16 protein-coding genes are annotated in these 13374 nt (G+C 35.5%); 1 reads left to right on the top strand and 15 read right to left on the bottom strand.

What is annotated here, in order from left to right; genetic code table 11:
• Positions 1 to 33: 33 nt before the first annotated feature.
• From ES677_RS04215 to ES677_RS04150, 14 genes are read right to left on the bottom strand one after another with little or no spacing between them, the layout of a single operon-like run.
• Entirely contained in the window at positions 34 to 405 is a 372-nt protein-coding gene (locus ES677_RS04215) for a hotdog family protein (RefSeq protein ID WP_148369789.1), read from the bottom strand.
• 8 nt (positions 406 to 413) lie between these two features.
• Positions 414 to 1043 carry a LolA family protein gene (locus ES677_RS04210; protein WP_148369788.1) on the bottom strand — a complete coding sequence of 210 codons (630 nt, stop codon included), beginning with the start codon at positions 1041 to 1043 and terminating at the stop codon, positions 414 to 416.
• On the bottom strand, positions 1033 to 1797 hold the full coding sequence (locus ES677_RS04205; RefSeq protein WP_148380515.1) for a polysaccharide deacetylase family protein: 765 nt from the start codon (positions 1795 to 1797) through the stop codon (positions 1033 to 1035). The genes ES677_RS04210 and ES677_RS04205 overlap by 11 nt, the downstream gene beginning before the upstream one ends.
• Entirely contained in the window at positions 1794 to 2813 is a 1020-nt protein-coding gene (locus tag ES677_RS04200; protein ID WP_148380514.1) for a beta-ketoacyl synthase chain length factor, read from the bottom strand. Before ES677_RS04200 ends, ES677_RS04205 begins: the two co-directional genes overlap by 4 nt.
• Positions 2813 to 4006 (bottom strand): beta-ketoacyl-[acyl-carrier-protein] synthase family protein, encoded by a 1194-nt coding sequence (locus tag ES677_RS04195; protein WP_148369933.1) that lies wholly within the window; start codon positions 4004 to 4006, stop codon positions 2813 to 2815. Before ES677_RS04195 ends, ES677_RS04200 begins: the two co-directional genes overlap by 1 nt.
• Before the next feature lie 4 nt (positions 4007 to 4010).
• Positions 4011 to 4268 (bottom strand): phosphopantetheine-binding protein, encoded by a 258-nt coding sequence (locus ES677_RS04190; protein WP_148369785.1) that lies wholly within the window; start codon positions 4266 to 4268, stop codon positions 4011 to 4013.
• A complete protein-coding gene (locus tag ES677_RS04185) occupies positions 4265 to 4885 on the bottom strand; it encodes a 3-oxoacyl-ACP synthase (RefSeq protein ID WP_148380513.1) in 621 nt (206 codons plus the stop codon). The genes ES677_RS04190 and ES677_RS04185 overlap by 4 nt, the downstream gene beginning before the upstream one ends.
• A gap of 3 nt (positions 4886 to 4888) precedes the next feature.
• Complete coding sequence (locus ES677_RS04180; RefSeq protein ID WP_148369783.1) at positions 4889 to 5950, bottom strand: methyltransferase; 1062 nt, start codon at positions 5948 to 5950, stop codon at positions 4889 to 4891.
• A complete protein-coding gene (locus tag ES677_RS04175; RefSeq protein WP_148380512.1) occupies positions 5943 to 7106 on the bottom strand; it encodes a beta-ketoacyl-[acyl-carrier-protein] synthase family protein in 1164 nt (387 codons plus the stop codon). The genes ES677_RS04180 and ES677_RS04175 overlap by 8 nt, the downstream gene beginning before the upstream one ends.
• The gene (locus ES677_RS04170) at positions 7099 to 7545 is read right to left on the bottom strand and encodes an acyl-CoA thioesterase (RefSeq protein WP_148380511.1); all 447 of its coding nucleotides are present in this window, start codon (positions 7543 to 7545) and stop codon (positions 7099 to 7101) included. The genes ES677_RS04175 and ES677_RS04170 overlap by 8 nt, the downstream gene beginning before the upstream one ends.
• An 8-nt stretch (positions 7546 to 7553) precedes the next feature.
• Entirely contained in the window at positions 7554 to 7997 is a 444-nt protein-coding gene (locus ES677_RS04165; RefSeq protein WP_148380510.1) for a hypothetical protein, read from the bottom strand.
• A gap of 1 nt (position 7998) precedes the next feature.
• Positions 7999 to 8880 (bottom strand): LpxL/LpxP family acyltransferase, encoded by an 882-nt coding sequence (locus ES677_RS04160; RefSeq protein ID WP_148380509.1) that lies wholly within the window; start codon positions 8878 to 8880, stop codon positions 7999 to 8001.
• 24 nt (positions 8881 to 8904) lie between these two features.
• Entirely contained in the window at positions 8905 to 9633 is a 729-nt protein-coding gene (fabG, locus tag ES677_RS04155) for a 3-oxoacyl-ACP reductase FabG (RefSeq protein ID WP_148380508.1), read from the bottom strand.
• 15 nt (positions 9634 to 9648) lie between these two features.
• Complete coding sequence (locus ES677_RS04150; protein WP_148380507.1) at positions 9649 to 11172, bottom strand: HAL/PAL/TAL family ammonia-lyase; 1524 nt, start codon at positions 11170 to 11172, stop codon at positions 9649 to 9651.
• Positions 11173 to 11273: 101 nt separating this feature from the next.
• On the opposite strand from ES677_RS04150, the gene ES677_RS04145 reads away from it, so the two are divergent.
• Positions 11274 to 12527 (top strand): NAD(P)/FAD-dependent oxidoreductase, encoded by a 1254-nt coding sequence (locus tag ES677_RS04145; protein ID WP_148369776.1) that lies wholly within the window; start codon positions 11274 to 11276, stop codon positions 12525 to 12527.
• 3 nt (positions 12528 to 12530) lie between these two features.
• Here the strand turns inward: ES677_RS04145 and ES677_RS04140 are convergent, their stop codons facing one another.
• Positions 12531 to 13373 (bottom strand): alpha/beta hydrolase family protein, encoded by an 843-nt coding sequence (locus ES677_RS04140; RefSeq protein ID WP_148380506.1) that lies wholly within the window; start codon positions 13371 to 13373, stop codon positions 12531 to 12533.
• Position 13374: the final 1 nt, after the last annotated feature.

Raw genomic sequence — 13374 nt, 5'->3', positions numbered from 1 at the left:
ATAATTTCTTGCTAGCGACGGGCACGGTGCCATTTAATATTTTACAAATGTAGCATTACATTTTAACACTAAGGTGTGGTCTGGAAAAGAACTACTACTTTTTATCTTAATGATATCATTTTCTTTTTTAATATCCATCTGAAAATGAAGGATATTATTTCTATTCGGGTCTACTACTTGAAGAAACTTAAGATTAGAAAGCGCTTGTAATTTAAGATTACACTGCAGCGCTTGTTCTAAACTGTTTTTAATAATTTGAAGCATTATCACACCAGGAGTAATTGGGTTTTCTGGAAAATGACCGCTAAAAATACTGTGATTTTTATTTAATTCTACACAGTTTCCAAACGAAAAAGCGCTGGTTTTATGTGCGTCTAAAATAGTATAGAAATCTGAAAATAACATAGGGGTTTTTATAAAAAGGCAGCGTTAAGAACCGGAACATTTATCTGTTTATTAATAAAGGAAATGGTCGTAAAATCGGCATTAGGCTCAATTAACTTTACGCTATTCACTTCCCCATTTTTAGAGAATTGAAGCTCGAAAGTATTGATGAATTTACTTAATCTTTTATTGTTAGGTTGAAACGTAACCATAAAACCGTTGGGATGTTTGAAATAAGTAATGGCAAACTCTTCATCATCAAACATATCACCTTTTACACTATTAACTATTAAGGCGTTTAAGCTTCTAAATAATCTATTCGAGTTTAGATTAATTTCAGCGGTCTTGCCTTCATTAGAAACAAATAGTTTATCTCCCTTAAAGATAGCGGTGTTTTCGTAAGGTTTCGTGTATTCCCAAAGTACTTTGTTTGGAGCTTTAAACTTTAAAATCCCTTCGGAAATAATCGTGTTCTCTAAAATACTCAAGTGTTTTTCTTGTATAAAACCGCTTACAATACTTGTCGTTTTTTTAGCAGTATGCTTCACTTGTTTTTTAAACGCAAGGGCTTCAGTAATTGATAGTTTTTCTTGCGCCGAAAGGGTGTTCAGCGTAAAATAGAATACGAGACATACTAAGACTAGAATTTTATTTTTCATGGAGTAAATCGTTAGTTGTGACCAGAGTGTAATGCTCAGACTGTAACACTTGCAATATGTGTTCCAAAACAGGAATACAGGTTACTTGGTTGTCGTGTAATAATATAATTCCACCGGGTTTAATCCGTTTTAAAACACGTTTCGAAATGGTTTTTGGAGATTTAAAAAAAGTGTCGAATGAGCGATTACTCCATCCTACACAAGTATGGTTCGTCGTTTTTAAAGCCGATGCTAAATGCGGTGTTGTAACTCCAAAGGGCGGTCTAAATAGTTTGGTTTGTCTCCCGGTAGTTTGTTTAATGAGTGCATCGGTACGTTCTATTTCTTTTAACCACGATTTTTTAGTGCTAAAACCAATCGTTTTACTATGTGAATACGAGTGATTCCCGATAGCGTGGCCATCGTTTGTAATGGCTTTTAAAAGGTCTGGATGTTTTTCTATTTGCCGCCCAATACAGAAAAAAGTAGCTTTGGCGTTGTATTGTTTTAAAAGCGCTAATACTTGTGGTGTAAATTCCGGATTCGGACCATCATCGAAGGTGATAGCGATAACTTTTTTTGTGGTTTTAAGATGGATAAATGCTTTTGTAAACCAATCCCAACGCATTGTAAGAGAGGCGATTCCTAGTATTATAAAACCAAAAAATAGATATAAAACGAGCCACCAAATAGAAATAAGTTCTAAGGTTATAAAAACAATAATAAGGCAACAAAATAGTGAAAAAAAACTGACGTATAGTTTAAAATTTATCATAGTGAAAGCAAGATAAAACTATGATCTCGACCGTTAAATTGATTGTATAGCAAAATGGTTTTTATGGAATTTTTAGAATTATCTCCTATTATTAACGCATCGTAAATATGTTGTTTTTTTAAGATGTAAACACCTAAATATAGCGCTATAGCCGATGCCGTAAAATATTCGCCGAAAAGATGTTTGTAATGTAACTGAGACGTTGTTATTGGAAAAATAGCACGAGCTTTAGAATAATAAGAATCATAAACAGAGCCATTATTACCACAAATTACAGCGTCAATGTCTTTGGGTTTGTAATTGTTTTCAGCTAAAAACTCATTTAAAACTGTGGGCACCTCTTGTTCTGTAATGTTACTAAATGTTTTTATGTCATTAAGCTGAATGGCTTTTTCTTGCTTTTCTGAAGATAATACAAAAAAGGAGGCACCTTCACTAAACGGGACCTGTACGCCGTGCTTTTTATCTTCTACTAGTAGGGTGTAATCTATAAACTCCTTTCCTAATTCATCGATTCCTCCTACTAAAACAGACCGGGAGTCGTCATTTTTAATTAATAATTGACCGTCTAACAATGCCGATTCGAAGGATAAAGCGCCGTGTACATACGTGTTATTATAGGCGTTGCATTGTAAGGCCAAAGCAATTTGCGCACCCACCGTATTGTGAGTGGATTGTATAAAAGATGTTGGTGTTAAATACGCTTCGTCGTTTGCAATTAAGGCATTCAAGAAATTTTCTGTGTCTTCAATACAGCCCATTCCAGTACCCGTTAAAATGGCATCAGGATTTGTAATGTTTGCTTTTTCTAATGCTTTTTTACCTGCGGTCACGCCCATTTTTACTCCCGTGGCCATACGGCGTAATGCTCCAGGTGCAATATATGTTTTGTATTGTGGGTGATTAGCGTTTGCTTTTTTTGAAGTTATAGGGTTGCTTTCTGAAAGATTTAAGTCCGTTTCAAACGTATTTTGAGCCGAAATAGAAACTGCGCTATGAATGTAACAGGCTTTCATTATTTTGAAAAAATTAAAGTTGAACAATTGCCACCAAATCCGAAAGAATTAGACAGCACGTTATGAATCTCTTTTCTTTTTACAGTCGTTACTGGATGTAAATGAGTCGTTGCAATTGGCGTTTTAAAATTTAGATTAGGAAATATAACGTTTTCCTGAAGGGCTAAAACGGCATAGACAGCCTCAATTGCTCCTGCTGCTGCCAGTGTATGACCCGTAAATGCTTTAGTAGAACTGAAGTCGGGAACAGTGTTTCCAAAAACACGTCTTATAGCAATGCTTTCCGTTATATCATTGTTTGCTGTTGCTGTGCCGTGTGCATTAATATAACTAATATCTGAAGGCACTAAATGTCCTTTTTTTAAAGCGTCTTGCATCGCTAAATAAGCCCCTTCGCCGTTTTGTGACGAAGCCGTTTGATGAAAAGCATCGTTAGCGTTGCCGTAACCTGCCAAATAGCCCAACACTTTTTTATTTTCTTTGTCTACAATTTCTTGAGATTCTAAGACCAAATAAGCGGCGGCTTCACCCAAATTTAAACCAGTGCGGTTGGCATCAAAAGGACGACAATTAGAATCGGAAAGAATCATTAAGGTTTTAAAGCCGTTAATAGTAAACTTCGAAAGTGGGTCTACACCACCAACAATAACACGATCTAAAGTGCCTGCTTTTATTAATCGTGCACCCAACATAATTGCATTTGCTGCCGATGAGCAAGCGGTGCTAATTGTAGTCACAAAACCGGTGATGCCAATAGCATCTGCCATTTTCTGAGTACTATCGCCGGCATGATGACTGTTAATATATTTTTGAGCTTCTTTATTAGAGCAGTACTCTTTAATATGCATTTCTGTTTTATCCATTCCGCCAACCGAAGTCGAAGAGATAAAACCTGTTTTATATGCGTTTACATCGGTGATATTTGCATTTAACAACGCCTGTTTAGCCGCGTGTAATCCTAATAAAGCGGTTCGTGTGAACGCATTGTTTTTAGGAAGGTTTAATACGTCGCTAAGTTGGGTGTTCGTTAAGTTAACCTCGCCAACTTTTATAGAATTAGCGTGATGCGTTTGCAGTGATGAAAGGGACGAAATACCAGATTTTGAAGCTAATAAAGCCTCTAGATTTTCACATACAGAATTGCCAATTGCCGAAATTATTCCCATTCCGGTAATTGCGATTTTTGAGTTTATGGCGTTATTTTGCTCTGTTTTTTTCAATGTAATCAGCTAAAACCGCAATAGATTGAAAAATCTCTTTTCCTTCTTTTGGGTCTGTTAATTTAATACCGTAGTCTTTATCTAACATTACCATTAATTCTAAAGCATCAATAGAATCGAGTCCTAAGCCGTCTCCAAAAAGGGCATCGTCATCATTTATATCTTCAACAGAAAACTCTTCTAAATTTAGAAGCTCTATAATATTTTCTTTCAGTTCTTGTATTAAGTTGCTCATGGGGTATTGTATAGTCTTGTTATTTCTTCTGTATTGTGATTAATAGTACCATTTTTTCCTACTATGTACAAAAAGGCATCATAGTTGTTTCCGTCCAAATCTACCCAACCGCAAAGTGTTTTTTCTGCTTTGTTAGTGTTTAATAAGTAGCTTGAATTAAGGTGTAAATGGTCTGCGTTAAAGCGCTCAAAGATAAAAAAACTATTTTCAGAAAGTAACTTGTGCTTAATACTTATTTCTCCAAGGCAAATATTTGGGAGTGTATACACAAATAGCGACGGACTTGGGTAATAATTATCCGGATCTATAATGGTATTTTGATGCTTTCTATCGGTATCCAAACTCGACGCTTTATTAGATAAAAGCAACGCAATATTGTGTTCTTTGGTGGGTGATAAATTGGCGTTTTTTAATAGAATATCGGCAGTCAAAAAAGCCAGTTTACTCAAATTATCCATTTTAAAAAACTTAGGATAGTTCGTGTTTAATTGCTTTGCGGCTTGTTTTATAAATGCTGAAAACTCTGGTGTATCGTCAGAAAAAATAGGGGTACCGTTTAAAGACACCACTTTATTTTTTATGGTGCAATACGATTCTATGTAAATATTTTTAGTCACAGGTTAATCTCTTTTTTTACAAACGAGCAGTGTATGGTAATCGCCAAGCGGATGGTCTTCTGTTAGGGTTAAACCTGCTTTCTCAATTAATTTTTTAAACACATTGGCAGGATACATTTTACTGGTTCCGTTGGCCAAGGCTGTAAAGTAAAGAGATGTGGCTTCTAAAGCAAATTTAGCCTTTTCAAATTTTTGTCTGTCGGTAAATGTTTCAACAATTATAAGTTCTGTTTTGGCAGTCATTGCTTTTACACACGTCGATAAAATAGTAATGATCTCAGATTCTGAAAAGCAATCTAGAAATTGGCTCATCCAAATAACATCTGGAGAACCCTTAATTTCGGGGGTAGGAAGTAGCCAATTAATACTTTGTCCTGAAACGCGATTTTTAAAACCTGCAGCTTCAATTGTCTTTAATGCTTTATTTAATTGTCCTGGTAAATCGAATATTTTAATCGCGACTGAAGGATTAGTGCGTAAACAATGCAAAGCAAATTTTCCTGTATTACCTCCAATATCGAAAATAGTTTTCGGGTTATTTCTAAAAACGTAATCCAAGGCTTCTTCAAAAATACCATCAGAATAATGATGATCGAATTCAAACCACGATTTTTGTGTTTCGGGCTCTAATTCCGAAAGCCCCTCGTAAATAGTATCCCAGTCCCCAAAGACTTTTAAACCTTCAGGTTTTTCGTTTTTTATAGCCTCATTTAAATGGTATAAACCTTCGTAACACACATCGTTTGTAAAATTGAGGTTAACGGCAACTGTTTTATCAAAATTTAGAAAATATCCAGTTTTTGTGAGACTGTATTTCTCTTTTGTTTTTTCTACAAGGTTTGCGCTTTCTGCAATTTCTAATAAAACGCCAAGACCATACGTGCTAATAGATAATTGCTCAGAAATTTCTTCTATCGAGAGACCTCCTTTTTTTCGATGTTCGAAAATTAGTGTTAAAACGCCTAGCTTTTTTAATGACACCGAAGATTGAAATACGAAGGGTGCAAAAGCAATTTTATGAGCTTCCTCTAATGCATTGATTGCGCTAGTTGTTTTTTTAGTCATTTGTTAATTTTTCTGTCTGTGCTTTTTTAAATAAAACAGCGGTATTGGACCCTCCAAAACCTGATGCTGTTTTTAAAAATATGGTATTAGTGTTGGAGATGGTTTTTTCTATAATATTTAAAGATTTTGAAACACCCAGTGTATCGTATCCCAAAGATTTAAATAAGGTGTTTTGATGTAAACTATGCATCCCAACAAGTGTTTCTATTAGGCCTGAAGCCCCTAAAGTATGCCCAAAGTAACCTTTTAAACTGTGAATAGGAGTGGTACATAAACTTAATCGGTTAAAAGCGATAGCTTCCATTTCGTCATTAAAAAGAGTTGCGGTACCGTGAGCAGAAATAAAATCGATGTCTTGAGTTGCTATATTAGCTTCTGCAATGGCAGCGCTTACACATCTAAATAATCCTTCGCCTGTACGAGATGGTCCAGAAATGTGGTTGGCATCGTTACATGATCCATCACCTAAAATTTCTACAGCTTCAGGGCATAAATATTCTCGTTGCGAGGTCACCAAAACACTAGCAGCTGCTTCGCCTAAATTTACTCCTGTTCTATTTTTGTCGTAAGGTTTACATGGCGAATCGGCCATTGCTTGAAACGAATTGAATCCAGATAAGACAAAAGGGTTTACCGTGTCACCACCGACAATAAAAACGTGATTGTAAACACCTTCTTTAATGTAGCGTTTTGCAATGGCGGTTGCCAAAAGCCCAGAAACACAAGCGTTAGACAATACAATAGCTTCGTTTTTAAATCCGAAATAGTCTTTAATTTCAGTGCCTAAAGTGCTTAAATAGGCGCGGTCTTCAGGAAATGAAGAGTTGTTTAACACGTCGATATTTCCTTTTGTTGAAGAAATAATAAGTCCGACATTTTTATCTAAAGAAACATTTGAAGCTTCAATTGTTCGCTGCAGCGAGAGCAACATCATTTTTTCAAGTTTTGTGTATTTTTTTGTTGTTTCTAGAGGTTTGAAAGCTGCTTCTAAATCGTTTTGAGGAATTACCGAACCATAAAACGGGATGTGTAAATACGCTGGATCATCTATTAAGAAAATTCCAGAAACTTTATTTTTTATATTTAGTACTACCCTTTCGGCAGTAAAACCTAAAGCAGAAACAATATTATGATGTGAGAGATATACTTTAGACATTTAAAAGGTTGTGTTTAGTTTTCCATTGTTTATAAAACTCAGGATGTAATAATGCCATTTCTCCGTTGTCTAATTTGGTAAATACTTGGATGGTTTCTCCTGTGCAAATAATTTGGTTCGCTTCATTTTTAATACAATAAGAAAACTGCAGTTTTGCGGCAGCTGTATTAATATATGTCGTTTCAATATATGCGATATCTCCATAACGCAGCGGTAGTTTGTGCGACGTATTTGTGTTTACAATGGGCGTGGCGTAACCTTCTTTTTTGATCTCTAAATAGGATAAGCCAAATTGACGCCCAAATGCTTCTCTGCCATCTTCAAAATAGTTTATATAATGTCCGTGCCAAACAATTTGTAACGAATCAACCTCGCTAAAACGCACGCGAATACTGTGTTTATGTGTTAAATGAGAGGGGGCTTGTGTTTTGTACGTCATTATTATAATTAATCTTTTAAAACGGTATTCATTTGTGCCGAGGCAATAATGTCGTCGTGTAAAGTAGTAGTTATAGAAACCATTGATAGCATTTCAGCCTCGTAAGTTATATAAACTTCACTTATTATGGTGTCATTTACTTGTGGTACATTTAAAATGGAAGCCGATTTAATAGCGGCAATCATTCCTTCTTTTACATTTTTATTTTTAGATTTAAACTTGTAACCGGTATGCAAAGCTGCTGTTTGCGCCATATGTTCTAGTAGGCCGGTTTCAGATAATCTATTGTTTTCAATAAAAATATTCTCTTTTAAAATAGTTAATGTTGCACGTGCCATTCGGTCTTCAAAATGCAGTAAACCATCCACCATTATCATAGGTTCACGATGCGGAATAAGTTGTTTTATTACGTCTATATTCGAAATGGGTAATATAAAATCGTGGTCTTTCATCTTATTTAACGTCATCCCAGAAATCGTAAAAGTTAAACCATTGCAACGGATATTTCTTAATAACCTTTTCTAAATTAGTCGTGTATTTTTTAAGTAAATCTTTAGCGTCTTGTGCTTTAACGTCGACATGGCTGGCATATAAATGGTAATGCTTTTTAGGTTCTCGTAAAACGTAAACAAATAAAACAGGCACTTTTAAACGACTCGCTAAATGAAAAGGGCCCATAGGGAATTTTGCTGTTTTACCAAGCAATTCCTCTTCCATATATTTGTTGTTTTGCAAATAACGATCGCCTGAAATACAAATAATTCTATTTTGAGCTAAAGCCGCATTAATTTCGAAAACATGCGACATATCTTCTTTTACAATAATGAATTTTATCTCATTTTTTTTCAGGAATTGATCGAGATAATCTTTTATTTCCTGATGGTCTTGATCGGTAATAACAATGCTTATGGATTGATCTGCTAAACGCTCTCTAAAAAAAAACTGCGCCAATTCGAAATTACCAATATGCGCACTAATAAGAATACCTCCTTTTTTTTGCGCTAAAACCTCTTCAATACGATGTTCGCCATCAAACTCGTAAGTATAATTTTCTCGTAGTCCCGCAGAAATAGCTACTTTATCTATTAAGGTTTGTCCGAAAACAAAATACGTTTTGTAAATACTTAGCGAGCTTTTAAGCCAAGAATACTGTAATCTTTTATTGAAGTAATACTGTAAACCGCGAACATTCTTTCTGGAAAATAAGCAAAAATAAGGTACCGGTAAATGCATTAATACATAAGCAGCATTAATACCAAAGTTTTTTATAAAAAAGATAAATACTTTAAAACCAAAAACGGTTCCTCTTGATTTACCATCCCATTTTGTTGCCATTATTTAAAAATTAAAAATCTTATTTTAGTAAATACCGCCGTTAATGCTTATGGTTTCGCCGGTAATATAGGATGCTTTTTCGGAAGCTAAAAATGAAACCAAATGTGCAACTTCCTCTGGAGCACCAAAACGATGCGCTGGAATACTTTTTTTAAGTTCTTTTTCGTCTAAAGCGCTCGTCATATCTGTTCTAATAAAACCCGGTGCGACTGCATTTACTGTTATTTTTTTCTTTGCAACCTCTTGCGCCAAAGCTTTGGTAGCAGCAATGATTGCCCCTTTCGCGGCTGAATAATTTGTTTGTCCCGGTGTGCCTTTTAAACCAGAAACGGAAACCATATTAATAATACGTCCAAATTTATTAAGAAGCATCTCTTGTATAAGATTGTGTGTAACGTTGTAGAAGCCGTTAACCGAGGTGTTTATGACTTGAGACCAATCGTTAGGCGATAACCACAAAAATAAATTGTCTTTTGTAATACCTGCGTTGTTGACTAACACCTCAATAACTGAGTTTTCGTTGACGATTTTCCATCCGTTTAATGCCGTTTTTACAGCAGCGTAGTTCGTAACATCAAATGGTAAAAGAGTCGCTTTTCCTCCTAAGGCTTCAATAGCATTTAAAGTCTCTAAAGCGGCCTCTTTATTTGTTTTGTAATTTATTAAAATATGGTACTCTGTATCTTTTGCCAACTGTAAGCAAATGGCTTTACCTATACCACGGGATCCTCCTGTTACTAAAGCGTATTTCATTTTTTTAAAGTAATCTTAGGGTTTCATTATAAATTTTTTGACCGCATTTACATAGGGATACATAATAGGGTCTTTTGTAAAGGCAGGTACTAATTTACGTATTTGACTATATATCGTTTTTGTTTTTGAAGACACATCGTCTTGTATATTTAAATAGTCTATGGCTTGTACAATGGTCATTAACTCTATTGCGACCACTTCGAAACCGTTTTCTATAACTTTTTTTGTCGTTAATGCGGCATTTGTTCCCATACTCACAATATCTTGATTGTCGTTATTGTTAGGAATACTGTGCACGTACATAGGGTTCGAAAGCATCTGATTTTCGGCAGTTGTTGAGGTTGCTGTAAATTGTACACCTTGCATTCCGAAATTTAATCCTAATTTTCCAAGGTTTACAAAGGCTGGAAGTTTATTGTTTAACTGCGGATTTAATAGGTAGTTTAATTGGCGTTCTGCGAGCATACTCATTTTTGTCACGACAATTTTAAGCTTATCCATTTCTAAAGCGACATAATCACCGTGGAAATTGCCGCCGTGATATACACTTCTACTTTTTACGTCTGTAATGGGGTTGTCGTTAGCCGAATTCACCTCTTCCGTTAATACCGATTCTACAGTATTCAGAGTGTCTAAAACAGGTCCCAAAATTTGCGGTACGCAGCGTAACGAATAATATTCTTGAACCTTATCGGTAAACACATCGTCTTCGGTGTGGTGTTCTTTATATAAATGATGTTCTCTTTTACGTGTTAATTTGCTGTCGGATAAATGTGAACGCATCAATTCTGCAATAGCGCGCTGTCCTTTATGTCTTTTAGACTGGTTTAATTCTAATGATAAATGATCATCGTAAGCTTCAACAATTTCATTTATTGCCGATGAGCAGGCTACCATCCATTGTAAAAGTGTTTTAGTGTTAATTGTATTTAGCATCCCGATGCCCGTCATTACCGAGGTGCCATTCATTAAAGCTAAACCTTCTCGCAATTCTATTTGCATTGGTTTTAGACCTTCAGCTTTAAAAACGGTTGCAGTGTCTTGTCGTATCCCTTTATAAAACACTTCTCCTTCCCCAATTAAAACTAATGCTAAATGTGCCAATTGCACTAAATCCCCACTAGCACCAACGCCGCCGTGTTCGAAAATAAGAGGCGTGATGTCTTTATTTATTAAACTAGACATTAATTCTATAGCCGATCTATGAACGCCAGAATACCCTAGCGATAACGTGTTTAAACGCGCTAGCATACTTGCTTTTACATAGGCTTCAGGAATGATATTTCCAGTTCCCGAAGCGTGACTTCGTATTAAATTATATTGAAGTTCAATGCGATCAGAATCGGCAATTTTATACTGAGCCATAGGCCCAAAACCCGTGTTTACGCCATAAATCACTTTGTTCTCTGAAAACTCTTTAAGAAAGTCGAAGCTTTGCTCTACGGTGGTATAAACCGATGCGTCTATTTCAATGTTTTTACAATCAAAAATAACGGCTTTAAAGTCTTCAATAGTTAAGTTTCCCTTTAATGTGAGCATTTCTTTTGTTAAGAATGTTAATTATAATGTCATAACCAATCGCAAAGTAGTTATTTTTGGACGTAAATTTATAATAATTAATTATTCTATACTAAATAGCGATGGACGATATTAATATCGATGTTTTAATAATAGGAGCTGGACCTTCGGGTAGCGTCGCGGCAGCTTACCTTTTTAACCAAGGGATATCTATAAAAGTCATTGAAAAAAGTAAGTTTCCAAGATTTGTAATTGGGGAAAGCTTAATTCCACGTTGTATGGATCATTTTGATGAAGTTGGCCTGCTAGACGTTATAAAACAAGGTGATTTTGAAGTGAAAACTGGTGCGCGGTTTATTAAAGGTGACGCTGTATGTGAGTTCGATTTCAAAGAGAAGTTTACAGAAGGTTGGAATTGGACATGGCAATTACCGAGAGCCGATTTCGATAAACTTTTAACCGATGAGTTGACGCGAAAAGGGGTGAATATAGCTTTCGAAAATGAAGTCATTGATGTCATTTTTAATACCGACGGAAGCTCTAAAACAACAGTAATAAGCAAAGATGGAGAAGAGTCTTCTATTTATGCAAAGTATATTATAGATTCTAGTGGTTATGGTCGTGTATTGCCACGATTATTAGATTTAGAGAAGCCATCAAGCTTAGCAAAACACGCCTCTATATTCACCCACGTTAACGATAGTAATAGGCCGGAAGGTAAGGAAGGCACTTTAATTACATTCGATATTATTAATACCGAGTCTTGGTTTTGGGTGATTCCTTTTTCTAATGGCGTAACGAGTATTGGATTTGTGGGCCCTATCGATTTTATAGAATCCTTTAAAGGAAGTACTACGGAGCGTATTCGTGAGATGCTTAAATTATCAAAACATTATTCTGAAAGATTTGAAGATGTGCCATTACTTTTCGAACCCAAAGAAATTAAAAATTATTCTAAAGCCGTAAAGCAATTATATGGTAAGGGTTATGCACTAACTGGTAATAGCGCGGAGTTTTTAGATCCTGTTTTTTCTTCGGGCGTGACTTTCGCTACAGAATCGGCGTTGTTGGCTTCAAAACTTATTGTAAAAGAATTAAATAATGAGTCGGTAAATTGGGAAACTGAATACTCGGATTATATTAAATATGGTGTTTCTGTATTTTCAACGTATGTGAAAGAATGGTATACTGGTAATTTGCAAACCTTATTTTTTCATCAGCCAGAAAATAAAGCGAATAAAGAGCAGATTTGTGCTGTTTTAGCTGGGTATGTTTGGGATAAAAGTAATCCTTTCGTAAGTAAACACGACCGTTTGGTAAAGTCTTTAGCCTATTTAATTGATATGGAGAAATCGAACGATTCTAAGTCGACATAGAGATTAGCTTTTTATAAATGCGATGCTTTTAGACACGACAGTTTGAAAAGCTTCAGGAAGTGCTTGTTGCTCCCAAGGGTGTTTTGCTCCAAATACGTGATCGCTATTGTGTAGGGGTACAAGTTCACTATTTGTATTCCATTTGTGTAATTGTCGGGCTTCTTTAAAGGCTACTGAGGGATCGTTTTCTGCATGGATAATAAGATGCGGGATACTAAGTGCTTTTTCGGCCGTTTCTATATTTAAACGTTCTTTATTGTCTAAAAAATCATTATAAAACTGAATATTATGGGGCATGTTCTGATGTGTTCTTCCGTTTAGAACATATTTCACACCGTCTTTTTTCCATTGTTCTAAATTGCCAATTGTAGAACTGCGCGTGCTAAAATCGCTAACACTCGCCCACGTAATAAGTTTGGTAATTTTAGTGTTTTCTGCGGCTTTTAGAATGGCTATTCCACCACCACGAGAATGACCGATAACAGTGATATTATTTAAGTCTATTTCTTTAGAATACGGAGTATCGGTTTGAGTGAAATACGATAAAATCGCTTCTAAATCGTCTAATTCCTTTGTGTAATTATTTTCTGCAAACGCGTTTAAATCGGGGAAGTCAATAGGGTTTTCTGTCGTGCCACCATTATGAGAAAAATTGAACTTAACAAAAAATAAATTAGCAGTCATAAATTGTTCCGCAACACGATTCCAAGCACCCCAATCTTTAAAGCCTTTGTAGCCGTGGCAGAAAATAACTAACGGTTTTTTCGTGTTTGGTGTTTTGTTAAACGTGTCGTAAACAATAGGTTTCTGATTGTTTCTATCTAATACCTGGTTTCTTTTAATCATA

Source organism: Bizionia gelidisalsuginis (genome assembly GCF_008086185.1).
Lineage (GTDB): Bacteria > Bacteroidota > Bacteroidia > Flavobacteriales > Flavobacteriaceae > Bizionia > Bizionia saleffrena.
This window is presented reverse-complemented; position numbering and strand designations above follow the sequence as displayed.

Bases quoted from the DNA above. Each gene is read 5' to 3' on its own strand.
- ES677_RS04215 (WP_148369789.1), bottom strand. From the start codon at position 405: ATGTTATTTTCAGATTTCTATACTATTTTAGACGCACATAAAACCAGC.
- ES677_RS04210 (WP_148369788.1), bottom strand. From the start codon at position 1,043: ATGAAAAATAAAATTCTAGTCTTAGTATGTCTCGTATTCTATTTTACG.
- ES677_RS04205 (WP_148380515.1), bottom strand. From the start codon at position 1,797: ATGATAAATTTTAAACTATACGTCAGTTTTTTTTCACTATTTTGTTGC.
- ES677_RS04200 (WP_148380514.1), bottom strand. From the start codon at position 2,813: ATGAAAGCCTGTTACATTCATAGCGCAGTTTCTATTTCGGCTCAAAAT.
- ES677_RS04190 (WP_148369785.1), bottom strand. From the start codon at position 4,268: ATGAGCAACTTAATACAAGAACTGAAAGAAAATATTATAGAGCTTCTA.
- ES677_RS04180 (WP_148369783.1), bottom strand. From the start codon at position 5,950: ATGACTAAAAAAACAACTAGCGCAATCAATGCATTAGAGGAAGCTCAT.
- ES677_RS04175 (WP_148380512.1), bottom strand. From the start codon at position 7,106: ATGTCTAAAGTATATCTCTCACATCATAATATTGTTTCTGCTTTAGGT.
- ES677_RS04170 (WP_148380511.1), bottom strand. From the start codon at position 7,545: ATGACGTACAAAACACAAGCCCCCTCTCATTTAACACATAAACACAGT.
- ES677_RS04165 (WP_148380510.1), bottom strand. From the start codon at position 7,997: ATGAAAGACCACGATTTTATATTACCCATTTCGAATATAGACGTAATA.
- ES677_RS04160 (WP_148380509.1), bottom strand. From the start codon at position 8,880: ATGGCAACAAAATGGGATGGTAAATCAAGAGGAACCGTTTTTGGTTTT.
- fabG (WP_148380508.1), bottom strand. From the start codon at position 9,633: ATGAAATACGCTTTAGTAACAGGAGGATCCCGTGGTATAGGTAAAGCC.
- ES677_RS04150 (WP_148380507.1), bottom strand. From the start codon at position 11,172: ATGCTCACATTAAAGGGAAACTTAACTATTGAAGACTTTAAAGCCGTT.
- ES677_RS04145 (WP_148369776.1), top strand. From the start codon at position 11,274: ATGGACGATATTAATATCGATGTTTTAATAATAGGAGCTGGACCTTCG.
- ES677_RS04140 (WP_148380506.1), bottom strand. From the start codon at position 13,373: ATGATTAAAAGAAACCAGGTATTAGATAGAAACAATCAGAAACCTATT.